The following is a 21,550-nucleotide window of genomic DNA, read 5'->3' as shown; positions in this document are numbered from 1 at the left end:
TCCTGTCAGTCCTGTTCCATGTCCGGCAGGACATGGTGCGCAAACTGCGTACGCAATGTCAGCTTGGACACCTTGCCGGTCGCCGTCAGCGGCAGTTCCCCGACAAACACCACGTCGTCGGGCAATTGCCACTTGGCGAAATGTTCGGACAACAACGTCATCAATTCGCTTACCTCGGGCCGGGACTCGCCGGCGGGCACCACGATCATCAGCGGCCGCTCGTCCCATTTCGGATGGGGCAGCGCGATAACCGCGCAATTGGCCACCCCGGGATGGGCCATGACCACGTTTTCCAGATCGATGGATGAAATCCACTCTCCGCCGGATTTGATCAGGTCCTTCGCCCGGTCGGTGATCGCCAGGAAACCATCCGCGTCAATGGTTGCAATGTCGCCGGTGCCAAACCAGCCTTCGCGGTCAAAGGCCCCTGCATTGGCGTCGTCATTCTTGTAATACCCCGCCGTGATCGCCGGGCCGCGCACGTAAAGCTCGCCCGCCGCCACGCCGTCATGTGGCAGGCGCTTGCCATCCTCGTCAACGATCTTCAGGTCCACAAGACAGGTGCGGCGCCCCTGTTTGGACTTGAGCGCCAGCTTGTCGTCCAGCGACAGACCCTCAAGATGCGGCGGCAGATTGCCGGTGGTGCCGATCGGCGACATCTCGGTCATGCCCCAGGCATGACAGACATTCACCCCCTGCGCCTCGAACCCCCGGATCATCGAGGCCGGCGCCGCCGAGCCACCGATCACCACATCCGCCAGCCCCTGCGGCAGCCGCCCCTGCTTTTTGATCTCGCCCTGAAGGCCCAGCCAGACCGTGGGCACGCCCCAGGCGGAATAAACCTGTTCGGTATCCATCAGCCGGAACAGGTTTTCGCCATCCAGCGCCGCGCCGGGAAAGACCAGCGACGCACCGGTCAGCGGCGCGGCATAGGGCAGGCCCCAGGCATTGACGTGAAACAGCGGCACAACCGGCAGGATCCGGCGCCCCGGTTGCAACACGTTGGGCAGGCTGACCGCCTCCATGAAGGCATGCAGCACGGTCGAGCGGTGGGAATACAGCGTGCCCTTGGGATTGCCGGTCGTGCCCGATGTATAGCACAGGCCCGAGGCGGTGTTTTCATCCAGTACCGGCCAGTCAAAGGTTGTGGCCTGCCCGTCCAGCAACTCTTCGTAACACAGGTCATCGCCCCCGGGCATATGCGCCCTGTCGGTCATCACCACGATTTTCAGCCCGGCCGGCCACTGCGCGCGCAACGCCGCGACGATGGGCACAAAGGTCGTGTCGACAAACAGCATCGTGTCTTCGGCATGGGAAATGATATAGCTCATCTGCTCGGCCGACAGGCGCGGGTTGATCGTGTGGCACACCGCGCCAATGCCCGAAATCGCGTAATACAGCTCAAAGTGACGATACCCGTTCCAGGCCAGCGTCGCGATCCGGTCGCCCACCCGCACACCCTGCGCCGTCAGCGCGTGCGCCAGTTGCGAGACCCGCCCCAGCGTGTCCTTGTAGGTGGTGCGGTGAATGTCGCCCTCGGTGCGCACCGACACGATCTCGCCGGTGGGATGCACATCGGCGGCATATTTCAGGACATCCGCGATATTGAGCGGAACGTTCATCATCGACCCAAGCATGAAATGGTCTCCTCCCCATTTGTATTGATGTATCATCAACACGGGTTTCGCCCCGTTTCAAAACACAATGTCCGAGAATGCGGGGATTTGGAAAGGGACGTTACGGCAGTCTGTGGCGATTTTCGCACAGACCGCGCTCGTTCCCGCACAGAGCCGCCGATTGCACGCGGACCGGCCACGGCCTACATCTTTGGCAAAGGAGAGTCATCATGTCGATCAGACCCGTTCTTGAAACGCGCCGGGCCCAATCCACGATGGAAGGCGCCGGCGTGCACCTGCACCGCGCCTTCGGGTTCCGGGATCCCAGCGAGCTTGACCCGTTCCTGCTGATGGATCATTTCCGCAACGATGATCCGGGCAAGTATCAGGCGGGATTTCCCTGGCACCCGCATCGCGGCATCGAAACCATCACCTACGTGCTCTCGGGCGCCGTGGAACATCAGGACAGCCTGGGCAACACCGGCAATCTGGGCGCGGGCGACGTACAGTGGATGACCGCCGGATCGGGGATCATGCATCAGGAAATGCCCTCCCCGGATGCCCAGGGCGTCAACCACGGGTTTCAGCTCTGGGCCAACCTGCCGCGCGACCTGAAGATGACCGATCCGCGCTATCAGGATGTCGCGGCCCGCGAAATTCCCGAGATCGTCGAGGATGACGGCACCCGCGTTCGTGTGATCATCGGCAGCTTCTGGGGCCGCACCGGCCCGGTGGACGGGATCGCCGCCGATCCGATGTTCCTGGATGTCACCGTGCCTGCCGGGGTAAAGAAAACCTTCCCGATCGACACCCGCCGCCGCGCATTCGCCTATGTGTTCGAGGGGGCCGGCGCCTTTGCCGATGCCTCCCGCCCCACCGGCATCCTGCTGGAAAAAGACGTGGCCGGAGAAGAGGTCAATATCCGCGACATGTCCGGCGACCGTACCCTGATCCGCTTTGGCAATGGCGACGAAGTCACCGTGCAGGCAGGTGAACAGGGCGTGCGTTTCCTGCTGGTCTCGGGCCAGCCGATCCAGGAACCGGTGGCATGGCACGGGCCGATCGTGATGAACACCCAGGAGGAACTGCGCCAGGCCTTTGCCGATCTCAGAAACGGCACCTTCATCAAACCGGCGCATTAGCAACGCTGCGTCGGCGCGTGGCCCGGTTCCGGCCGCGCGCCGCCCTCAGCCCAGGAACCGCGCCGCCACCGCGCCCGCCATATGGCTGATCCGCCCGGCACAGATCGTGGCCCCGATCCGCCCCGTGACCGGGTCCATCACAACCAGATCGGCGCGTCGGCCCTCCGCCAGCACGCCACGATCCGCCAGCCCCAGCAGGGCGGCGGGCCGCGACGAGATCAGCGCCCAGCCGTCCTCAAGCGACACCACGCCGTCCGCCACCAGCCGCAATACCGCCAGCCGCGGCGCCGGATAGTGATAATCCGATGCCAGCGCATCACACAGCCCTTCACCGATCAGATCCCGCGCCGCCACCTTGCCCGAATGCGATCCGCCCCGCACCACGTTGGGCGCGCCCAGAATCACCGCATCCCCCCCCTGCCGCGCCGCCAGCGCCGCCGCGCGGGTCTCAGGAAACTCCGAAATCGCCGCGCCGCGCGCGCGCCAGTCCCGCCGCGTGCCCGCATCCGGGTCGTCATGGCTGCCCAGCCGCACGCCGCGCGCCGCCAAACGCGCCGCCAGCGCGCCAACCGCCCCGGGCACCGCATCGCGGCCCGCGTGCAACGCCTGCAACATCGCCAGATGGGTCTCGGGGCTGCGCCCACTCTTGAGCGCCTGCCCCGTCAGGCGCGGCGGCCGCCTGCCCTTTGCCAGCGCGTCATGCGGCAGGTGATCGTTGAACACCACATAGTCCACACCATACGCCGCCACGGCCTCTTCGAACGCCGCGTAATCCTCCAGCAAATGGGTCTCGAACCGCAACTGCACCCGGCAATCGGTCAACATCGGCTCCTGTGCCAGCGCCTCCAGGACGCGGCGGGCGAAATCCGGCCCCCGCATCCCGCCTTCCCAACTCCAGAACTGCGCCAGCACGGCGGTGGTGATGCCGTTCGCCGCCAGCTCGGCATCCGTCGACCCCAGCCCCGGCGCCAGGCTGGTCATCACCCCCCGGCGCGGCGCAAGGTGACGCTCGAACCCGTCGCCGTGAATGTCCACGATGCCGGGCAGAATGCGATACCCGCTCAGATCCACCCGCCGCCCCGCCCGGTCCGGCGCGGCGATCCACCCATCGCGCAGACAGATCGCACCCTTGTTCAGCCCGTCGGGGCCCAGCACCTCGGCGCCGACCAGGTCCAGATCAGCCAGGGGGCTCGTCGTCACAGGGTTCGCCATCACAACCGCCTTTCCGCCACAGCTCGATCTCTTCCAGCGTCGCCTCGGCGTCGCCCCATTTCATGTCGTGATCAAAGGCGCCATTCTCCAGGAACAGCCGCACCTGGGCAATCACCATCGGATTGTTCATCATGAACGTATGCGTTACCGGCAACACCAGATGATCCGCCATCCCCGCCACCCGCGTACTGGCAACCGAAACCTTGCCATCGTCCGGTCCCTCGATCAGCGCCGAATAGAACGGGTTCAGCGACCGGTCCCCGGCAATCACCCCCAGCTCGAAATTCACCGGCGGCAGCTCTGTCGGCAGCCCGTGCGTGCCAAGCTGCGCGCCCGCCGGCCCGTTGATCCAGTCAAACGGCTCCAGCTGGCCCAGCACATCCACCAGTTCCGATCCCTGGTTGGGCGGCGCCAGCATCACCACCCGGCCCAGATTGGGCGGGCGGTTGTCCAGCAGCCACAGCCGCAACAGAATCCCACCCATCGAATGGGTCACGAAATTCAGCTTGCGCCCCTCGCATTTCGCAACCGCGCGCGGCAAGGTCTCCTGCGCAAGGGTCTCGATTTCCTTGCGGGTCGACGGATAGCCCGGGCGCACCACCTCATAGCCATAGCGTTCCAGCGCGGCTTCCATCAGCACAAAAGAGTTTTCCGTGCGCGCCAGCCCATGCAGCAACACGACACAATCCGCCCGCGCCGCCCCGGGCAGCCCGACATTCAGCCCCAGCAAAAGAACAATGAACCGCAACATATCCTTGAGATAGGCAATTCGGTCCGCCTACAAAAGCCAAAACGCAACGGAACCCGCACATGTCCCCGCCCCGTCTTGCCGCCCGCGCCCTGATCCTGCACGACAATCGCCTGCTGATGGTCAACGCCTACCCCAAGGGCCGGGGCAACCTGTGGTGCGCGCCCGGCGGCGGGGTCGAACGCGGCGCGTCCCTGCCCGACAACCTGAAACGCGAAATTCACGAGGAAACCGGCCTGACCATCGCCGTGGGTGCGCCCTGCCTGATCAATGAATTTCACGATCCCGACGGCACGTTTCACCAGGTCGACATCTACTTTCGGTGCAGCGTCACGGCGGGCGTTCTGTCCGATGCCTGGCGCGACCCGGAAAACATCGTCACCCGGCGGCGTTTCGTCAGCCGCGCCGAACTTGCCCAACTGCCCCACAAACCCGACAGCCTGGCCCGCGCCGCCTGGTCAAACGCGCTGCTCTACGATCCCCTGGAAGCGATCGTCAAAGCCTGACGCACGCCGCGCGCCCGGCTCAGCGCCGCATCGACACCAACACACCGCCCAGCACCAGCGCCGCCGCCGCCACAAACCGCCATGTCACCGGTTCACCCAGAACCACCATGCCGCCGCCCAGCGCGAGCACCGGCACGCTCAGCTGCGCCACCGCCGCCCGGCCCGCGCCCAGCGCGGGGATCAGCGCGTACCACAGCGCATAGCCCAATCCCGAGGTCAGTGCCCCGGACACGATCGCCAGCGTCACTCCCGCCCCGCTGATTGCGCCAGCACCAAACACCCACGCGCCCGCCACCGCCACCGGAGCCGCCAGCAGGAAATTCATCGCCGTGGCCTGCGTGGCGTCGCGCTCGCGCTGGCCCTGCAATGAATACACGCCCCACCCGATCCCCGCCGCCACCATCAGCGCACCATGCCCGATCGGCACGCTTACCGCGCCCCCCGGCCATAACAGCCACACCAGCCCGGTCAGCCCAAGCCCCGCGCCCAGCCATCGCGCACCCGGCACCGGCTCGCGCCGCGCCAGCGCGCCGGCAAACATCGTTACCTGCACCACGCCAAACAGGATCAGCGCGCCAAGCCCGGCATCCAGCGACAGATAGGCCAGCGAAAAGCCGAATATATAGACGAGCAGCGCGCCAACCCCCACAATCCGCCCACGGCCAGCGGGCGCGAAACCACGCCCCTGCACCGCCACCAGCCCCGCCAGCATCACCGCGCCCGCCGCCAGCCGCACCGCGCCGAATGTCACCGGATCCATGTCCGTCCCGCCCACTGCGGCGCGGTTGAGCACCGAATTGGCGGCAAAGGCGGTCATCGTGAGGGCGGTGAGCAGGAACAGGCGCATGACCCCAAGTGGCACGCGGGATGCCCAAGGGCAAGGGAGCCTGCACTCAGTTCGCCACAACGTCGTGCCCCCGTCTATCGCCGGGGTTTCTTGTCCTTCATGACAGCGCGCACCATCTTGCCAAAGCTCTTGTCGGCAGATCGCCGCTCGGCCAGCGAGGCCGAATTGAACCGGTCCTCCGCCACCAGCTTGCGCCACCGCGCCAAACGCGCCCGATCCAACGCGCCCTGCGCGATCGCCTCTGTCACCGCGCAACCCGGCTCGCTGTCATGCGCACAGTCGCGAAACCGGCATGCCGCCGCCAGCCCGGTCACATCCGCGAACAGATCGGCAATGCCGTCACCGGCATCCGTCATCTGCAACTCCCGCATCCCCGGCGTGTCCAATACCGCCACCCCGTCGGGCGTGAAATGCAGCTGCCGCGCGGTGGTTGTATGGCGCCCTTTTGCATCGTCCTCGCGAATACCGGCCGTCGCCACCCGCCCCTCCTGGAACACCGCGTTCACCAGTGTCGACTTGCCCACCCCCGAACTGCCCATGAACGCCACTGTCTGACCCGGCCTGCACCAATCGGCCAGCTTGTCCACCGGCTCGTCGCTCAGCGCGTTCAGCGCCACAACGACCACCCGGTCCGACACCGCCATCGCCGCGTGCACATAGCTCTGCGGATCCTCGCACAGATCGGCCTTGGTCAACAGGATCACCGGCGTTACCCCGGCCTCCATCGCCAATGCCACATAGCGCTCCAGGCGCGCGATATTGAAATCCGCGTTGCACGAGGTCACGGCGAATACCGTATCCACATTTGCCGCGATCAGCTGCACCCGGCGATCATGGCCCGGCGCACGGCGCCTGAACAGGCTCTTGCGCGCCAGCAATTCGCTCCTGCCCGGGGCTTCCCCGTCATACAGGAACCAATCCCCCACGGTCGCCTCCGGCCCGGCCGGGATCATGCCCTCGATCCCTTCGCCCAGCACGCGCAACCCGTTGCGATGCACCTCGCTCACCCGTACCGGCGGCGTGCGCTGCCTCGTTTCAGGGTCCGTCTGTTGGGCAAAAAACGGCTGCCACCCCAACCGGGCCAAACCGGAGATCCCGGTCTTTTCCCCGGAGGATCGAGGGGGCTGCGTGCTATCCGAGAAAAACTGGGAAAAATCCCGTGTCATGGCGTCTTACCTTCTTGGCGCGGCGTCAGGCGCCGACTGGACAATATCGTTGAACAACAGGCACCCCAATCAACCCCGCCCCCTGGCAGGACGGCTTGCAGTTCGGGTTTGCCTTGGAAGGACGCTGTGCCTTCCCACCTCAACGGGCCATGAAATCTCCTTTGGTTCGCGCTCAAACTATACGCGCCCGGTGCCGTATTCAATCCGCACAGCCACGAAAAAAGGGGCCGCCCGTGGGCGACCCCTCTCTCTGTCTTGCCAAGGCAAGGTTTCGCGACTGCGAAAACCTTACATCATGCCGCCCATGCCGCCCATGTCGGGCATGCCGCCGCCAGCGGCCGAGCCTTCCTTGGCGGGCTTGTCGGCCACCATGGCTTCGGTGGTGATCAGCAGACCGGCGATCGAGGCCGCGTCTTCCAGAGCGGTACGCACCACTTTGGCCGGGTCGATCACGCCGAATTTGAACATGTCGCCATATTCTTCGGTCTGGGCGTTGAAGCCAAAGGTCACGTCGTCGCTTTCGCGCACCTTGCCGGCAACAACCGCACCGTCAACGCCCGCGTTCTCGGCAATCTGGCGCAGCGGCGCTTCGATGGCCTTGCGCACGATCACGATACCGGCAGTCTGGTCCGAGTTCGCGCCTTCCAGATCGGCCAGAGCCTTGCCAGCCTGAACCAGAGCGACACCGCCCCCGACAACAACGCCTTCCTGAACGGCGGCGCGGGTTGCGTTCAGGGCATCGTCCACACGGTCCTTACGCTCTTTCACTTCCACTTCGGTCATGCCACCGACGCGGATCACGGCAACACCACCGGCCAGCTTGGCCACGCGCTCTTGCAGCTTCTCACGGTCGTAATCCGACGAGGTTTCTTCGATCTGGGTGCGGATCTGGGCCACGCGGGCTTCGATTTCCGCCTTCTCGCCAGCTCCGTCGACGATGGTGGTCTCGTCCTTGGTGATCTGGATTTTCTTGGCGGTGCCAAGCATGTCCATGGTCACGTTCTCAAGCTTCATCCCCAGGTCTTCCGAAATCACCTGGCCGCCGGTCAGGATCGCGATATCCTGAAGCATTGCCTTGCGGCGATCGCCAAAGCCCGGTGCCTTGACGGCAGCGATTTTCAGGCCACCGCGCAGCTTGTTGACCACGAGGGTCGCCAGCGCTTCGCCTTCCACGTCCTCGGCGATGATCAGCAGCGGCTTTTGCGACTGGATCACCGATTCCAGCAGCGGAACCATCGGCTGAAGCGACGAGAGCTTCTTCTCGTGCAGCAGGATCATGCAGTCATCAAGCTCTGCGATCATCTTGTCGGCGTTGGTCACGAAATACGGCGACAGGTAGCCGCGGTCGAACTGCATCCCTTCGACAACATCGGTCTCGGTTTCCAGACCCTTGTTTTCCTCGACGGTGATGACACCCTCGTTGCCAACCTTCTGCATCGCATCCGCGATCTGACGGCCGATTTCGGCTTCGCCGTTGGCCGAGATGGTGCCAACCTGCGCCACTTCGGCGCTGTCGGTCACGTCGCGGGCAGCGGCCTTGATGCCTTCGACAACCTTTGCGGTGGCCAGATCGATACCGCGCTTCAGGTCCATCGGGTTCAGACCGGCAGCAACCTGCTTGAGGCCTTCCTTCACGATGGCTTGCGCCAGAACGGTGGCGGTGGTGGTGCCGTCGCCGGCCTCGTCATTGGTGCGGCTGGCGACTTCTTTCACCATCTGCGCGCCCATGTTCTCGAACTTGTCTTCCAGTTCGATTTCCTTGGCAACCGACACACCGTCCTTGGTGATGCGCGGCGCGCCGAACGACTTGTCCAGAACCACGTTGCGGCCCTTGGGGCCGAGGGTCACTTTGACCGCGTCGGCGAGAATGTTGACGCCCCTGAGCATCTTATTGCGGGCATCGGTGTCAAACTTGACGTCTTTTGCAGACATGTGCTTGCTCCTGAAATTTCGTGTTACGTGTCAGCGACGATCAGGCAATGATGCCCATGATGTCGGATTCTTTCATGATCAGCAGCTCTTCACCGTCCAGGGTGATTTCGGTGCCCGACCATTTGCCAAACAGGATCTTGTCGCCTGCCTTGACATCCAGAGCGATACGGTCGCCATCATCGTCACGCAGGCCGGCGCCCACGGCAACGATTTCGCCCTCGGCGGGTTTTTCCTTGGCGCTATCGGGGATGATCAGGCCGCCCTTGGTTTTCTCGTCGCTTTCGACGCGACGAACCAACACACGGTCATGCAGAGGTGTAAATGCCATTGTCTAGGTTTCCCTAACTAGTTGTCTCCCTGACTCCTCAGCGGAGTCGTTAGCACTCCTCGAAAGCGAGTGATAACGGGGCATAGCTAGGCAGGTCGCCCCCCCAAGTCAACATCGCCAACGCAAAATTCTCTCAAAACTTTCGCCGCATCGCAGCATGTTTGAAAAACACCGGTCGCGGCCGGTTTCCGGCGATTTACAATCCGCTGCGCGTCGCTACTCTGGCTCAACCCGGACCGGAAAGGGAACGTCATGCAGATCACCGCCAACGGCATCACGCTGGAAGCCGAGGAATACGGCCCCGCCGACGGCATTCCGCTGATTCTGATTCGCGGCCTGGGCTCACAGCTCATCCACTGGCCAGCCGAGCTTTACCAGGGGCTGGCCGCGAAGGGGTATCGCACGATCATCTTCGACAATCGCGATGTGGGCCTGTCCGCGCGCTGCCCCGCCGATCACGCGCCGGGCGATGCCCAAGCGATCCTCGCGCTCGCTGCCTCCGGCGCCCCGGTTCCGGCGGCCTACACGCTGGCCGACATGGCCAACGATGTCGTCGGGCTCATGGATGCACTGAACATCGCCACGGCGCATATCTTCGGCATCTCCATGGGCGGGGGCATCGCCCAGACCCTGTGCATCAACCACCCCGACCGGCTGCGCACCGCAACCATCGTGATGTCGGCGGCCCGCCCGCTCACCTCTGGCGAGTCCGGGCACGATGTCCTTGCCCGCCTGCTTTCATACCCGATGGAACGGGACGCCTATATCGAAAGCTGGGTGCAGGAGCACGCCAATCACGGCAGCCCCGGCTTTCCCATGCCCGAGGCCGATATCCGCGCCGAGGCCGAACGCGCCTGGGCGCGCGGCGTCGATGCCGAGGGGATCAACCGGCAGGTGCTCGCGGTCCTGTCCGCCGCCGACCGGCGCGCCGATCTCACCCGTGTCACCCTACCCTGCCAGGTCATCCATGGCGTCGACGACGCGCTGATCCCGGTGGAACTGGGCGCCGAAATCGCCCAGCTGATCCCCGGATGCGACTATCACGCCATCAAGGGCATGGGCCACATCATCACCCCGTCCCTGGCGCCGTCCATTGTGGAAATGGTGGATGATTTCATCACCCGACGAGGCGACAAGACCACCTGACACCGGCGCCCGGCCGCGAACAAGGCCCGCCCGGGCCGGCGAGCGCGCGCCTTACCCCTCCGCCAGCGCCGCCACCCCGGCATCGCTCAGCATGTAAATGCCGGTCTCCACCTTCTCGAACCAGCCGTAATGGTTTGCCCGCATCATCGCCGTCGCCCCCGCGACCCCGGTCTCACGCGCCACCACCGCGCCCTTGCTGGCGCCGTTCTCCATCAGGTAGGCCGCGCAGCGCAGCGCGTCCTGACGGTACACCGTCACCCGCTCGCCCCGCATTCCGCCCGTGTTGGGATCGCCCTCCAGCCGCGCGAACGCGCTCAGCAGCCGCCCCCTGCGTGCCGTCGACCGGCGCGGCTGAAACGGGCCGGGATCGGCATGAACCTCCACCGCGCCATCCGCCGGGCGCACCGTAACCACCCCCAGCCCCAACCGGCGGCACAGCCCCAGATTGCCCCTGAACGCCTTCCAGCCCGCGCGCCCTTTCCAGCGTGGCACCGCGACATACACCGCCTCCGTCACCGCCTGGCGTGCCACCGCCTGCTGCAACAGCGTCAATGAAAACCCCAGCTTCAGTTCCACGATCACCGGGTCTTCGCCCGCCCGGCAGGCCACCACATCCGCCGCGCCCACCTCGGCCTTCACCTCAAAGCCACGCGCCTCCAGCCAGCCCTTGACGGGCCCATACAGATCGGTTTCGCGCAACTGGCTCATGGCCCCCCTTCTACCCGCCCGCGCGTCGCGCGCCAACCATGCCCCGTGCCCAGAGGTCGCATCCCGCGCGCGGGGCGTGACAAACCCCGATCCCCCTTCTATAAGGCGCGCAAATTCACCCCATTTCCTCATTTTCAGAAGGTTGCGTGACATGACCACCCTCGTTTTCGGCCACAAATCCCCCGATACCGATTCCACCGGCTCGCCGCTGATCTGGGCCTGGTACCTGAAGGATGTCAAAGGCGTCGATGCCAAACCGGTCCTGCTGGGCCAGCCCAACACCGAGGCCGCCTTCATGCTGCAACGCTGGGGCTTTGACATGCTCGACATCATCGCCGATGTCGAAGACGGCCAGCCCTGCGTCGTGGTCGACACCAACAACCCCGCGGAACTGCCCGCCAATATCAACGACGCTGACGTGCAGGCGATCATCGACCACCACAAACTGGTCGGCGGCCTGGAAACCAGGGGCCCGATCGACATCACCATCCGCCCGCTGGCCTGCACCGCCACCATCATGTATGACCTGATGGGCGACGACGCCGCCAGAATGCCCGACAACATCAAGGGCGCGGCCCTGACCTGCATCCTCAGCGACACGCTGGAATTCCGCTCGCCCACCACCACCGACCGCGACCGCGAAGTGGTGGCCGCGCTGGCCGCCGATCTGGGCGTCAACGTCACCGAATACGCCGCCGAAATGTTCGCCGCCAAATCCGACGTGTCGGAATTCTCGGACGCCGAACTGATCCGCATGGACTCCAAGGAATACGAGGTCGACGGCACCAGGTTCCGCGTGTCGGTCCTGGAAACCACCGCCCCCGAGATCCCGCTGAACCGCAAGGCCAGCCTGATCGAAACCTTCAAGACCGTCGCCGCCGAAGACGGCGTGGACGAGGTGCTGCTGTTCGTTGTCGACATCCTCAGGGAAGAAGCCACGCTTCTGGTCCCCAACGATCTGGTCAAGGGCGTGGCCGAGAAAAGCTTTGGCGCCACCGTCACCGGAAACAGCGTGGTCCTGCCCGGCATCATGAGCCGCAAAAAGCAGATCATCCCGAATCTCAAGGTCTGACCGGCCCGCATCTCCACAGCGAAAAGGCGCCCCACCGGGCGCCTTTTTTCATCCCCCGCCAAATCCGGCCCGTTACGTCCGCTCCGGCGCCTCCCGAACCGGCGCCTTTCCCCCTTTCCACCCCACCCTTGACAAGTTCCCGCCGCCAATCCCCTCTAGCCTGACCCGCGAACAACAGCAGGCCCCGAACGCATGAGCTTTGCCGATCTCTTCAACTGGTTCGACCAGGTCTATATCGTCAACCTGCCCCACCGCGACGACCGGCGGGCGGAAACAATCGCGGAATTTGCCCGCGTCGGGATGACGATCCCGAATGACAGGATCCGGTTCTTCAAGGCCTCCCGCCCCACCGAGAAGGGCGAATTTCCCTCGGTCGGGTCGCTGGGCAATTTCCTGTCCCAGACCCGCATCCTGGCCGATGCCCGCGACCGGGGCCTCACGCGGGTGCTGATCTGCGAGGACGACCTGCACCTCAATGACGACCTGCCGCCAAACACCGTGGCCGACGTGCTGCGAGACCTGCGCGAAACCGACTGGTCCATCGCCGCGCTGGGCTATCTCGAACCCTATGATCCTCCCGCCGGCCATTCCGGCTTGTCCGACTGGCACGCCGGCACGCGCGGCACCCAGTTCTGGGCCATTCAGGGCGCCGAGACCATCGCCGGGTTTCACGACTATCTTGAAGCGGTGCGCGCACGCCCTTCGGGCCACCCCAAGGGCGGATCGATGTTCTTTGACGGGGCCTTCAACATGGTGCGCACGCAGGTGCCCGGCATCACTTTCCGCATCGCCACGCCCTGCCTTGCGGGTCAGCGCGCCTCGCGCACCGACATTCACGCCCTGCGAGTCTATGACCGGATCGAACCGCTGCGCAGCATCGCCGCGGCCCTGCGTCGCCTGCGCAACCGGGCCGGGCGCGGCGGATAACCGGCACCAACGTAATACCGACGTGATGCCGACGCGCGCCAAAGCCCCTTTTCACTGGCACTCGGGCAACGGCTTTGCGATAGACAGGGCCAACGCGCCACCCAGCACAGGACAGCCCATGACCCGGATCATCACCGCCCTTTCCGAAATCTCCGGCCGCTACGATGCGCTGTTCGTCGATTTGTGGGGCTGCGTTCATAACGGCATCACCGCCTATCCCGCGGCAGTGGCCGCCCTCGCGCAATACCGCGCCGCTGGCGGCATTGTCGTGCTCGTGACCAACTCGCCCAAACCCCGCGCCGGGGTGGCCATCCAACTGGCGGAATTCGGCGTCCCGCCAGAGGCTTACGACACGATTGCCACCTCCGGCGACAGCGCCCGCTCGGCCATGTTCCGCGGTGCCGTGGGCAACAAGGTACTGTTCATGGGCGACTGGGATCGCGACGCCGGGTTCTTTGAACCGCTCGCCGTGGTCGACAGCCCCGCCGAGATCGGGATCGTCCCGCTGGAAGAGGCCGAAGGCATCGTCTGCTGCGGCCCCAACGATCCCTATGCCGATCCCGCCGAAAACCGCCCCGCCTTTCTCTATGCCAAACAGAAGGGGCTGAAACTGCTCTGCGCCAATCCCGATATCGTCGTGGATCGCGGCGAGACTCGCGAATGGTGCGCCGGCGCTTTGGCCCGGCTCTATACCGAAATGGGCGGCGAAAGCCTCTATTTCGGCAAGCCCCACCCGCCAATCTACGATCTCGCCCGCCGCCGCCTTTCGGCGCTGGGCCATGACGTGCCCGACAGCGCCATCCTTGCCGTTGGCGACGGCGCCCATACCGACATCGCCGGAGCGATGGGCGAAAACATCGATTCGCTGTTCATCTCGGGCGGGCTGGCCGCGCAGGAGACCAAAACGACGCACCAGCCCGACCCGGAGGCGCTAAAAGCCTATCTGGCAAAGGAAAACAGCGCCCCAAACTATACAATAGGTCAGCTTCGCTGACCCGATTAGGGGTTGATTTTCTGCGCTTGCAAAGTAATAAAGTTGCCCAACGGCGGGCCGCTTGGTCTGTTTATTACCCACACGCCAAGGGCCGGAGGATCGAATGTTGGACAATCTGCCGCGCGGAACCATCTGCATCGAAGATATCGAGATGGGCATGTCGCGCTATCTGCGCAAGGTCGTGACCGATCAGGATATCGAGATGTTCGCGCAGGTCTCGACCGACCGCAACCCGGTGCATCTGGATGACGACTACGCCAACGACACGATCTTCGAGGGACGCATCGCCCACGGGATGCTCACCGCGGGCCTGATCTCGGCGGTGATCGGTGAACAACTGCCCGGCCACGGCACCGTCTACATGGGCCAGACCCTGAAATTCCTCGCCCCCGTGCGCCCCGGCGACACCGTCCATGCCGAGGTCAAGGTGATCGACATCGACTTTGCCAAACGCCGGGTGCGGCTGGATTGCCACTGTGCCGTGGACGGCAAGAAGGTGCTGATCGGCGAGGCCACGGTCCTGGCCCCGTCGCGCAAATTCGACTGACACTTCCCCCACTTGCATGGCCGCGAACAAACCGCTAGGCCAAGCCCATGCGGATCATTCGGGACTACCAGTTCGTCAATGAAACAGATCGCGGCGCCAGCGCCGCGATCGGCAATTTCGACGGTGTGCATCTGGGCCACCAGTCGGTGATCGACATGGCCCGCGGCGCCGCGCCCGACGCACCGCTGGGCATTGTCACATTCGAACCGCACCCGCGGGAATTCTTTGCCCCCGACACCGCGCCCTTTCGTCTGACCAATGCCGACACCCGCGCCCACCGGCTGGAAAAACTTGGGGTTCAGCGGCTTTATGAACTGCCCTTCAACGCCACGCTTTCGGGCCTCACCCCGCGCCAGTTCGCGCAGGACGTGCTGGCCGACGGGCTGGGGCTGCGCCACGTTGTCGTGGGGGCGGATTTCTGTTTCGGCAAGGCGCGCGCCGGTACCGCGCGGGATCTTCAGGGATTCGGCGCTGAAATGGGCTTTGGCGTTACCGTCGCGCCGCTGCTGCAAACCGATGATGCCCAGGTCTCCTCGACCTCGATCCGCAACGCTCTCAGCGACGGCCGCCCGCGCGACGCCGCCGCCATGCTGGGCCATTGGCACCGGATCGACGGCCCGGTGATCGGTGGAGACCAGCGCGGGCGCGGCCTGGGATTTCCCACCGCCAACATGTCACTGGATGGGCTGCACCCGCCGAAATTCGGCGTCTACGCCGTGCTGATCGACGTGCTCGAAGGCCCCCACAAAGGCAGCTATCACGGCGCGGCCTCGGTCGGCGTGCGCCCGATGTTCGGCGTTAACAAACCCAATATCGAAACCTTCATCTTCGATTTCTCCGGCGACCTTTACGGCACCAACCTGTCCATTGCGCTGGTCGAATTTCTGCGCCCCGAAGAAAAATACGACAGTGTCGAGGCGCTGGTTGCACAGATCGACAGGGACTGCGCCCGCTGCCGCGAGATCCTGGCCGCGCCATGAGCCGCGATCCGATTGTCCGTGATGGGCTGCCCCCCCGCTTCTGGGAACGCAAGCCGCTGAAAAAGCTCTCGAAACAAGAGTGGGAGGCGCTGTGCGACGGCTGCGGAAAATGCTGCCTGAACAAACTGGAAGACGCCGATACAGGCCATGTCGCCCTGACCCGCGTGGCCTGTCGCCTGCTGGATGACGAAACCTGCCGCTGCACGCAATACGACATCCGCCACCAGTTCGTGCCCGAATGTATCGTGCTCAGCCCCAGAAACCTGGACACCCACGCCTACTGGATGCCGCGGACCTGCGCCTATCGCCTGTTGTGGGAGGGCAAGCCGCTGTTTGACTGGCACCCGCTGATTTCGGGCGATCCGGGATCGGTGCACCGGGCTGGTGTCTCGGTCTACCGGATGACAGTATCCGAGTTCGAAACCCCCGAGGACGAGTGGGAAGACCATATCATCGAGGAGCCCGTCTGATGTTTTTTGCCTCCGACAATTCCGGCCCGGCCCTGCCCCAGGTGATGGCCGCGCTGGCCGATGCCAATACCGGCTATGCCATGAGTTATGGTACCGATCCGATCATGACAGAGGTCCGTGCGCGCATCCGCGACATCTTCGAGGCCCCCGAGGCCGCCGTCTATCTCGTGGCCACGGGCACGGCCGCCAATTCGCTGGCGCTGGCAACCCTGTGCCAGCCCTGGCAAACCGTGTTCTGCGCCCCCGTCGCCCATATCCACGAAGACGAGTGCAACGCGCCCGAATTCTTCTCGGGCGGCGCCAAGTTGACCCTTGTGGGGGATAGCGACAAGATGACCCCAACCGCCCTGCGCGCCGCCATCGAGACCGAGGAAACCCGTGGCGTGCACGGCCCCCAGCGCGGCCCGGTGTCGATCACCCAGGTGACCGAACGCGGCACGCTCTATTCGCTGGACGAACTGAACGCGCTGTGTGCCGTGGCCGAAACCCACGATCTGCCGGTGCATCTGGACGGCGCCCGCTTTGCCAACGCGCTTGTGGCGCTGGACTGTTCTCCGGCGGACATGACCTGGAAGGCCGGCATCCACGCGGTCAGCTTTGGCGGCACGAAGAATGGCTGCCTCGGGGTCGAGGCGGTGATCTTCTTTGATCCGAAACACGCCTGGGAGTTCGAACTGCGCCGCAAACGTGGCGCGCATCTGTTTTCCAAGCACCGCTACCTGTCGGCCCAGATGCAGGCCTATCTGCACGAAGACCTGTGGCGCGAATCCGCGCGCAAGGCCAATACCAATGCCGCGCGGCTCGTGGCCGGGCTGCGCCAGATCGCCGGTGTCAGCTTTGCGCATGAACCCCAGGCCAATATGGTGTTCGCCACCATGCCGCGCGCCATGCACAAGGGGCTGATTGCCGCCGGCGCGGTCTACCATATCTGGTCCGGAAGCCTGGAAGGCCGCGATCCGTCCGCCCCCGTGACGGCGCGGTTCGTATGCGACTGGTCACTCCCCGCCGAAGAGATCGACCGCTTTCTGGAAATCGCCCGCAACGCGGCCTGAACCGCCGATACCCGGCGCCGTGCGGCGGCGACATGCCCCGGCGATGGCCGGGCGATGATCCGGCGCGTTTACAGCGTGCCGGAAAGATGCCTGTCCAGATAATCCAGCCGATCCTGCCCCCAGAAACGCGCATCATCATCCGTCACGTAAAACGGCGATCCAAAGGCCCCCGCGGCCACGGCCTCTTCCAGGTTGCGCCCATAGGTCTCCGCCCCGGCCAGCAATCCGCTGTCGGCCAGCGACGGGTCAAACCCGGCCCCCGCCAGACACGCCCTGATCACGTCGTCCTGCGCGATGTCCCTTTCCTCGACCCAGCAGGCGCGCATCAGCGCCCGCGCCAGCGCGCCCACATCGCCGCCCCCGGCATTCTGCGCGGCAATCACCGCATAAGAGGACGGCGCCATGTTGGTCGGCCAATGGGCCGGGGCCAGGTTGAATTCCAGGTCCAGCATCCTGGCCTGCCGCACCAGATCCTGCGCCCGGTATTCCTGGCGCGACGGGTGGCGATCCCGGGGGGAGGTGCCGCCGGTGCGGGCAAACAGCGCCATGATGTCCAGCGGCTTGTAGGTGATCGCCGCCCCGTGTCGGGCCGCGATCTCCTCCAGCCGCCCGCCCGCCAGATAGGCATAAGGTGAAATTGTCGAAAAATAGTAGTCGATATGTGCCATTTGGGCCTCCCCGGTACGCGCGTCGCTTTGCGGGACCCTAGGCACATGCTAAGCGGTTGGCAACGTCACGAATCTGTCATCCGCGACACCTGGGGACCATCGCAATGCCAAATATCCAACAGCCGAAACTGATCACCGGCAATTCCAACAAACCGCTGGCCAACGCCATCGCGCGCCGCATGTCCATGTATCGCGGTCAGCAGGTCGGGCTGGTCGACGCCCGCGTCGAACGCTTCAACGATGCCGAGATCTTTGTCGAGGTTTACGAAAACGTGCGCGGCGAGGATATGTTCATCATCCAGTCCACCTCGCGCCCGGCAAATGACAACCTGATGGAACTGCTGATCATGTCCGATGCCCTGCGCCGCTCCTCGGCCAGCCGCATCACCGCCGTGATCCCCTATTTCGGCTATGCCCGCCAGGACCGCCGCACCAAGGCGCGCACGCCGATTACCGCCAAGCTGGTGGCCAACATGATGGTCGAGGCCGGGATCGAGCGGGTTCTCACGATGGATCTGCACGCCGCCCAGATTCAGGGGTTCTTCGACATCCCCGTGGACAACCTCTATGCCTCGCCGATCTTCGCGCTCGATATCCTGAGCCAGTTCAAGGACGATCTCAAGGATGTGCTGATCATCTCGCCCGACGTGGGCGGCGTGGCCCGCGCCCGCGAACTGGCCAAGCGCATCAATGCGCCGCTCGCCATCGTCGACAAACGCCGCGAAAAGCCCGGCGAAGTGGCCGAAATGACCGTGATCGGCAATGTCGAAGGCAAGAAATGCATCATCGTGGATGACATCTGCGATACCGCCGGAACCCTGTGCAAGGCAGCCGAGGTAATCATGGAACATGGCGCGACCGAGGTGCACGCCTATATCTCGCACGGCGTCCTGTCCGGCCCCGCCGTGGGCCGCATCACCAAGTCGGTGATGAAATCGCTGGTCATCACCGATTCCATCGAACCCACCCCAGCGGTACAGGACGCCGAGAACATCCGCATCGTGCCCACCGCGCCAATGTTTTCGCAGGCGATCATGAACATTGCCGCCGGTACCAGCGTGTCGTCGCTTTTCGATACCGAAACCCTGGAAACCGCCTACGAGGGCCAGTTCAAGGTCTGACCCCGGACGCCTCGCGTTCCGCCATGGCCACGCCTCCGGGCGTGGCTTTTGTCATTCGACATCCACCGCCCAATCATCGGCAAAGGCCAGCTCGCCTATGGCCAGCCAGTTCATGCGCACCCGCGCCACCCGGCTGTCACCCCAGGTGCGAAACACCAGCTGGAACCCCAGGTTCGTCACCTGTTCGGCCACCACCTCGGCCCGGATATTGGTTTCGCTGTCCATGTCCCACAATGACAACCCCACCTGCACCGTCGGCGGCATTCTGAACTTCTGGGAGAACTTGATCAGCCGGGCGCGGGCGCGCGGGCCGTCACCGGTCCACATCTCGCCATCATCCTCAAAGTCCGAGAACAGCGCCACATCGCCGCTATCCACACCAATAAAGTGATTACGTAGTTTTTTCATCGCCCTGCCAAATTAGGACACGCACTCACGCACACAAGCATAAATTGCATGGCGCAAACAAAAAGACCCCGCCGATACCGGCGAGGCCCCTGTCTGTCCGGCCATCGCCGGATCAGTCCATGCTATCCATCAGGTGAACCAGATCGGCGACGAATTTCTCGGCGGCGTCCTTGTCCTCTGCGGCGGCGTCCTGGGCCGTCTTGCGGGCGCTTGTCAGCACGTCCTCAAGATCGGCCTTGGTCACAACCGCCCCGATATGGGCGTGCTCTGCGATCACCGAGATCGACTCGGCCGAGATTTCCGCGAATCCGCGGGTCACGACAAAGGTCTTCTCGCCATCCGCCGACTGAGCCTTGACCACGCCGGGGCGCAGCGAGGTCAGCGTGGGCGCATGGCCCGGCATGGCGGTCATGTCGCCATCCGCACCGGGGATCTGCACGGCCGTCACCTGAAGCGAAGCAAGGCTCCGCTCCGGGCTGACCAGATCAAATTGCATCGTGTTAGCCATTACGGGCCTCCTTAGGCCGCTTCAGCAGCCATCTTTTCGGCTTTGGCGATCACTTCCTCGATGCCGCCAACCATGTAGAAGGCCGCTTCGGGCAGATGATCGTATTCGCCAGCCACAACGGCTTTGAACGACGCGATTGTATCTTCCAGCGGAACCTGAACGCCGTCCGAACCGGTGAACACCTTGGCCACGTCAAACGGCTGCGACAGGAAGCGCTCGATCTTACGGGCGCGGGCCACGGCCAGCTTGTCTTCTTCCGACAGTTCGTCCATGCCGAGGATGGCGATGATGTCCTGAAGCGACTTGTAACGCTGGAGGATCTGCTGAACGTCAGAAGCAACCTTGTAATGCTCCTCACCGATGATCAGCGGATCAAGCAGACGCGAAGTCGAGCCAAGCGGATCCACAGCAGGGTAGATACCCTTTTCCGAAATCGCGCGATCAAGAACGGTTGTCGCGTCTAGGTGCGCGAACGAAGTCGCCGGTGCAGGGTCGGTAAGGTCATCCGCGGGCACATAGACGGCCTGCACGGAGGTAATCGAACCCGATTTTGTCGATGTAATGCGTTCCTGCATCGCGCCCATGTCGGTTGCGAGTGTTGGCTGGTATCCAACGGCGGAAGGGATACGACCCAGCAAAGCCGAAACTTCGGAACCGGCCTGTGTAAAGCGGAAGATGTTATCCACAAAGAACAGAACGTCGGCACCGGTATCGTCACGGAACTGCTCCGCAAGTGTCAGACCCGACAGGGCGACACGCATACGCGCACCCGGAGGCTCGTTCATCTGGCCATAGACCAGTGCAATTTTGGAGTCTTCCAGGTTGTCGGGAACGATAACGCCGGATTCGATCATCTCGTGATACAGGTCGTTGCCTTCACGGGTCCGCTCACCAACACCGGCGAACACGGACACACCAGAGTGCACCTTCGCGATGTTGTTGATCAGTTCCATGATCAAAACGGTTTTGCCAACACCGGCGCCACCGAACAGACCAATTTTGCCACCCTTTGTGTAGGGCGCCAAAAGGTCGATCACCTTGATCCCTGTGGTCAGGATCTCCGTCGCCGTCGACTGCTCGGAAAACGCCGGGGCTTCGCCGTGGATCGGGCGCGATTCAGTCGTGGCGACCGGGCCTTTTTCATCAACGGGATCTCCGGTGACGTTCAGGATGCGGCCCAATGTGCCGTTTCCAACCGGAACCGAAATCGGAACACCGGTATCTTCCACGGTTTGTCCGCGCACCAGACCTTCGGTGGCGTCCATAGCGATGGTACGAACAGTGTTTTCGCCCAGGTGCTGGGCAACTTCCAGAACCAGTTTCTTGCCATTGTTTTCGGTGTTCAGCGCGTTCAGGATTTCCGGCAGGTCATCCTCGAACTGCACATCCACAACGGCGCCAATGACAGCAGTCACTTTGCCTTTTGCGTTTGCCATGTTTCGTCTCCGGTAC

At 64.1% G+C, this 21,550-nt stretch carries 23 protein-coding genes; 11 read left to right on the top strand and 12 right to left on the bottom strand.

Going from position 1 to position 21,550, the window contains the following annotated elements; genetic code table 11:
- Positions 1-5: 5 nt before the first annotated feature.
- Positions 6-1,637 carry a long-chain-fatty-acid--CoA ligase gene (locus tag I3253_RS10300; RefSeq protein ID WP_197917566.1) on the bottom strand — a complete coding sequence of 544 codons (1,632 nt, stop codon included), beginning with the start codon at positions 1,635-1,637 and terminating at the stop codon, positions 6-8.
- Between the two features lie 209 nt (positions 1,638-1,846).
- On the opposite strand from I3253_RS10300, the gene I3253_RS10295 reads away from it, so the two are divergent.
- On the top strand, positions 1,847-2,758 hold the full coding sequence (locus I3253_RS10295; RefSeq protein WP_197917565.1) for a pirin family protein: 912 nt from the start codon (positions 1,847-1,849) through the stop codon (positions 2,756-2,758).
- 45 nt (positions 2,759-2,803) lie between these two features.
- Here I3253_RS10295 and I3253_RS10290 read toward each other — a convergent pair whose 3' ends face one another.
- Together I3253_RS10290 and I3253_RS10285 are read right to left on the bottom strand one after the other, a co-directional pair.
- Positions 2,804-3,958 (bottom strand): alpha-D-ribose 1-methylphosphonate 5-triphosphate diphosphatase, encoded by a 1,155-nt coding sequence (locus I3253_RS10290; RefSeq protein ID WP_332262129.1) that lies wholly within the window; start codon positions 3,956-3,958, stop codon positions 2,804-2,806.
- On the bottom strand, positions 3,936-4,721 hold the full coding sequence (locus I3253_RS10285) for an esterase/lipase family protein (RefSeq protein WP_197917563.1): 786 nt from the start codon (positions 4,719-4,721) through the stop codon (positions 3,936-3,938). The genes I3253_RS10290 and I3253_RS10285 overlap by 23 nt, the downstream gene beginning before the upstream one ends.
- A 59-nt stretch (positions 4,722-4,780) precedes the next feature.
- On the opposite strand from I3253_RS10285, the gene I3253_RS10280 reads away from it, so the two are divergent.
- Positions 4,781-5,224 (top strand): NUDIX domain-containing protein, encoded by a 444-nt coding sequence (locus I3253_RS10280; protein ID WP_197917562.1) that lies wholly within the window; start codon positions 4,781-4,783, stop codon positions 5,222-5,224.
- Positions 5,225-5,243: 19 nt separating this feature from the next.
- On the opposite strand, the gene I3253_RS10275 is transcribed toward I3253_RS10280, so the two are convergent.
- The 4 genes from I3253_RS10275 to I3253_RS10260 form a co-directional block, all read right to left on the bottom strand.
- Complete coding sequence (locus tag I3253_RS10275; RefSeq protein ID WP_332255713.1) at positions 5,244-6,086, bottom strand: DMT family transporter; 843 nt, start codon at positions 6,084-6,086, stop codon at positions 5,244-5,246.
- Positions 6,087-6,145: 59 nt separating this feature from the next.
- Positions 6,146-7,237 carry a ribosome small subunit-dependent GTPase A gene (gene rsgA / locus I3253_RS10270; RefSeq protein ID WP_197917561.1) on the bottom strand — a complete coding sequence of 364 codons (1,092 nt, stop codon included), beginning with the start codon at positions 7,235-7,237 and terminating at the stop codon, positions 6,146-6,148.
- A 288-nt stretch (positions 7,238-7,525) separates the two neighbouring features.
- Positions 7,526-9,169 (bottom strand): chaperonin GroEL, encoded by a 1,644-nt coding sequence (groL, locus tag I3253_RS10265; protein WP_197917560.1) that lies wholly within the window; start codon positions 9,167-9,169, stop codon positions 7,526-7,528.
- Between the two features lie 40 nt (positions 9,170-9,209).
- Positions 9,210-9,497, bottom strand: coding sequence for a co-chaperone GroES (locus tag I3253_RS10260; RefSeq protein ID WP_197917559.1), 288 nt, complete (start codon positions 9,495-9,497; stop codon positions 9,210-9,212).
- A gap of 252 nt (positions 9,498-9,749) precedes the next feature.
- Here I3253_RS10260 and I3253_RS10255 point away from each other — a divergent pair, with 252 nt between their 5' ends.
- Positions 9,750-10,643 (top strand): alpha/beta fold hydrolase, encoded by an 894-nt coding sequence (locus I3253_RS10255; protein WP_197917558.1) that lies wholly within the window; start codon positions 9,750-9,752, stop codon positions 10,641-10,643.
- A 51-nt stretch (positions 10,644-10,694) separates the two neighbouring features.
- Here the strand turns inward: I3253_RS10255 and I3253_RS10250 are convergent, their stop codons facing one another.
- Positions 10,695-11,351: a DUF2161 domain-containing phosphodiesterase gene (locus I3253_RS10250; RefSeq protein ID WP_197917557.1), complete on the bottom strand. Its 657-nt coding sequence runs from the start codon at positions 11,349-11,351 to the stop codon at positions 10,695-10,697.
- A 151-nt stretch (positions 11,352-11,502) separates the two neighbouring features.
- Between I3253_RS10250 and I3253_RS10245 the strand changes: the two genes are divergently transcribed.
- The 7 genes from I3253_RS10245 to I3253_RS10215 all read left to right on the top strand — a co-directional run bounded on the left by I3253_RS10245 (position 11,503) and on the right by I3253_RS10215 (position 17,393).
- Complete coding sequence (locus tag I3253_RS10245) at positions 11,503-12,423, top strand: manganese-dependent inorganic pyrophosphatase (protein ID WP_197917556.1); 921 nt, start codon at positions 11,503-11,505, stop codon at positions 12,421-12,423.
- Positions 12,424-12,615: 192 nt separating this feature from the next.
- A complete protein-coding gene (locus I3253_RS10240) occupies positions 12,616-13,350 on the top strand; it encodes a glycosyltransferase family 25 protein (RefSeq protein WP_197917555.1) in 735 nt (244 codons plus the stop codon).
- 118 nt (positions 13,351-13,468) lie between these two features.
- Positions 13,469-14,344 carry a TIGR01459 family HAD-type hydrolase gene (locus I3253_RS10235; RefSeq protein WP_197917554.1) on the top strand — a complete coding sequence of 292 codons (876 nt, stop codon included), beginning with the start codon at positions 13,469-13,471 and terminating at the stop codon, positions 14,342-14,344.
- A gap of 103 nt (positions 14,345-14,447) precedes the next feature.
- Positions 14,448-14,891: a MaoC family dehydratase gene (locus I3253_RS10230; RefSeq protein WP_197917553.1), complete on the top strand. Its 444-nt coding sequence runs from the start codon at positions 14,448-14,450 to the stop codon at positions 14,889-14,891.
- 47 nt (positions 14,892-14,938) lie between these two features.
- Positions 14,939-15,871 (top strand): bifunctional riboflavin kinase/FAD synthetase, encoded by a 933-nt coding sequence (locus I3253_RS10225; protein ID WP_197917552.1) that lies wholly within the window; start codon positions 14,939-14,941, stop codon positions 15,869-15,871.
- Positions 15,868-16,341 (top strand): YcgN family cysteine cluster protein, encoded by a 474-nt coding sequence (locus tag I3253_RS10220; protein WP_197917551.1) that lies wholly within the window; start codon positions 15,868-15,870, stop codon positions 16,339-16,341. The genes I3253_RS10225 and I3253_RS10220 overlap by 4 nt, the downstream gene beginning before the upstream one ends.
- Positions 16,341-17,393, top strand: coding sequence for a threonine aldolase family protein (locus tag I3253_RS10215; RefSeq protein WP_197917550.1), 1,053 nt, complete (start codon positions 16,341-16,343; stop codon positions 17,391-17,393). The genes I3253_RS10220 and I3253_RS10215 overlap by 1 nt, the downstream gene beginning before the upstream one ends.
- 68 nt (positions 17,394-17,461) lie before the next feature.
- On the opposite strand, the gene I3253_RS10210 is transcribed toward I3253_RS10215, so the two are convergent.
- Positions 17,462-18,061, bottom strand: coding sequence for a 2-hydroxychromene-2-carboxylate isomerase (locus I3253_RS10210; RefSeq protein ID WP_197917549.1), 600 nt, complete (start codon positions 18,059-18,061; stop codon positions 17,462-17,464).
- Positions 18,062-18,165: 104 nt separating this feature from the next.
- Between I3253_RS10210 and I3253_RS10205 the strand changes: the two genes are divergently transcribed.
- Positions 18,166-19,182 carry a ribose-phosphate pyrophosphokinase gene (locus tag I3253_RS10205; protein ID WP_197917548.1) on the top strand — a complete coding sequence of 339 codons (1,017 nt, stop codon included), beginning with the start codon at positions 18,166-18,168 and terminating at the stop codon, positions 19,180-19,182.
- Positions 19,183-19,233: 51 nt separating this feature from the next.
- Here the strand turns inward: I3253_RS10205 and I3253_RS10200 are convergent, their stop codons facing one another.
- From I3253_RS10200 to atpD, 3 genes are all read right to left on the bottom strand, one after another.
- The gene (locus I3253_RS10200; protein ID WP_197917547.1) at positions 19,234-19,590 is read right to left on the bottom strand and encodes an H-type lectin domain-containing protein; all 357 of its coding nucleotides are present in this window, start codon (positions 19,588-19,590) and stop codon (positions 19,234-19,236) included.
- A gap of 112 nt (positions 19,591-19,702) precedes the next feature.
- Positions 19,703-20,098 (bottom strand): F0F1 ATP synthase subunit epsilon, encoded by a 396-nt coding sequence (locus I3253_RS10195; RefSeq protein ID WP_197917546.1) that lies wholly within the window; start codon positions 20,096-20,098, stop codon positions 19,703-19,705.
- An 11-nt stretch (positions 20,099-20,109) separates the two neighbouring features.
- Positions 20,110-21,534: a F0F1 ATP synthase subunit beta gene (gene atpD, locus I3253_RS10190; protein ID WP_197917545.1), complete on the bottom strand. Its 1,425-nt coding sequence runs from the start codon at positions 21,532-21,534 to the stop codon at positions 20,110-20,112.
- Positions 21,535-21,550: the final 16 nt, after the last annotated feature.

Origin of the sequence: Thiosulfatihalobacter marinus, from assembly GCF_016019955.1 — a bacterium.
In the GTDB taxonomy this organism is placed as follows: domain Bacteria; phylum Pseudomonadota; class Alphaproteobacteria; order Rhodobacterales; family Rhodobacteraceae; genus Shimia; species Shimia marinus_A.
This window is presented reverse-complemented; position numbering and strand designations above follow the sequence as displayed.

What these genes read in the sequence shown, in the direction of transcription:
- I3253_RS10300 (WP_197917566.1), bottom strand. Translation starts at nt 1,637, where the DNA reads ATGCTTGGGTCGATGATGAACGTTCCGCTCAATATCGCGGATGTCCTG.
- I3253_RS10295 (WP_197917565.1), top strand. Translation starts at nt 1,847, where the DNA reads ATGTCGATCAGACCCGTTCTTGAAACGCGCCGGGCCCAATCCACGATG.
- I3253_RS10285 (WP_197917563.1), bottom strand. Translation starts at nt 4,721, where the DNA reads ATGTTGCGGTTCATTGTTCTTTTGCTGGGGCTGAATGTCGGGCTGCCC.
- I3253_RS10280 (WP_197917562.1), top strand. Translation starts at nt 4,781, where the DNA reads ATGTCCCCGCCCCGTCTTGCCGCCCGCGCCCTGATCCTGCACGACAAT.
- rsgA (WP_197917561.1), bottom strand. Translation starts at nt 7,237, where the DNA reads ATGACACGGGATTTTTCCCAGTTTTTCTCGGATAGCACGCAGCCCCCT.
- groL (WP_197917560.1), bottom strand. Translation starts at nt 9,169, where the DNA reads ATGTCTGCAAAAGACGTCAAGTTTGACACCGATGCCCGCAATAAGATG.
- I3253_RS10260 (WP_197917559.1), bottom strand. Translation starts at nt 9,497, where the DNA reads ATGGCATTTACACCTCTGCATGACCGTGTGTTGGTTCGTCGCGTCGAA.
- I3253_RS10255 (WP_197917558.1), top strand. Translation starts at nt 9,750, where the DNA reads ATGCAGATCACCGCCAACGGCATCACGCTGGAAGCCGAGGAATACGGC.
- I3253_RS10250 (WP_197917557.1), bottom strand. Translation starts at nt 11,351, where the DNA reads ATGAGCCAGTTGCGCGAAACCGATCTGTATGGGCCCGTCAAGGGCTGG.
- I3253_RS10245 (WP_197917556.1), top strand. Translation starts at nt 11,503, where the DNA reads ATGACCACCCTCGTTTTCGGCCACAAATCCCCCGATACCGATTCCACC.
- I3253_RS10240 (WP_197917555.1), top strand. Translation starts at nt 12,616, where the DNA reads ATGAGCTTTGCCGATCTCTTCAACTGGTTCGACCAGGTCTATATCGTC.
- I3253_RS10235 (WP_197917554.1), top strand. Translation starts at nt 13,469, where the DNA reads ATGACCCGGATCATCACCGCCCTTTCCGAAATCTCCGGCCGCTACGAT.
- I3253_RS10230 (WP_197917553.1), top strand. Translation starts at nt 14,448, where the DNA reads ATGTTGGACAATCTGCCGCGCGGAACCATCTGCATCGAAGATATCGAG.
- I3253_RS10225 (WP_197917552.1), top strand. Translation starts at nt 14,939, where the DNA reads ATGCGGATCATTCGGGACTACCAGTTCGTCAATGAAACAGATCGCGGC.
- I3253_RS10220 (WP_197917551.1), top strand. Translation starts at nt 15,868, where the DNA reads ATGAGCCGCGATCCGATTGTCCGTGATGGGCTGCCCCCCCGCTTCTGG.
- I3253_RS10215 (WP_197917550.1), top strand. Translation starts at nt 16,341, where the DNA reads ATGTTTTTTGCCTCCGACAATTCCGGCCCGGCCCTGCCCCAGGTGATG.
- I3253_RS10210 (WP_197917549.1), bottom strand. Translation starts at nt 18,061, where the DNA reads ATGGCACATATCGACTACTATTTTTCGACAATTTCACCTTATGCCTAT.
- I3253_RS10205 (WP_197917548.1), top strand. Translation starts at nt 18,166, where the DNA reads ATGCCAAATATCCAACAGCCGAAACTGATCACCGGCAATTCCAACAAA.
- I3253_RS10200 (WP_197917547.1), bottom strand. Translation starts at nt 19,590, where the DNA reads ATGAAAAAACTACGTAATCACTTTATTGGTGTGGATAGCGGCGATGTG.
- I3253_RS10195 (WP_197917546.1), bottom strand. Translation starts at nt 20,098, where the DNA reads ATGGCTAACACGATGCAATTTGATCTGGTCAGCCCGGAGCGGAGCCTT.
- atpD (WP_197917545.1), bottom strand. Translation starts at nt 21,534, where the DNA reads ATGGCAAACGCAAAAGGCAAAGTGACTGCTGTCATTGGCGCCGTTGTG.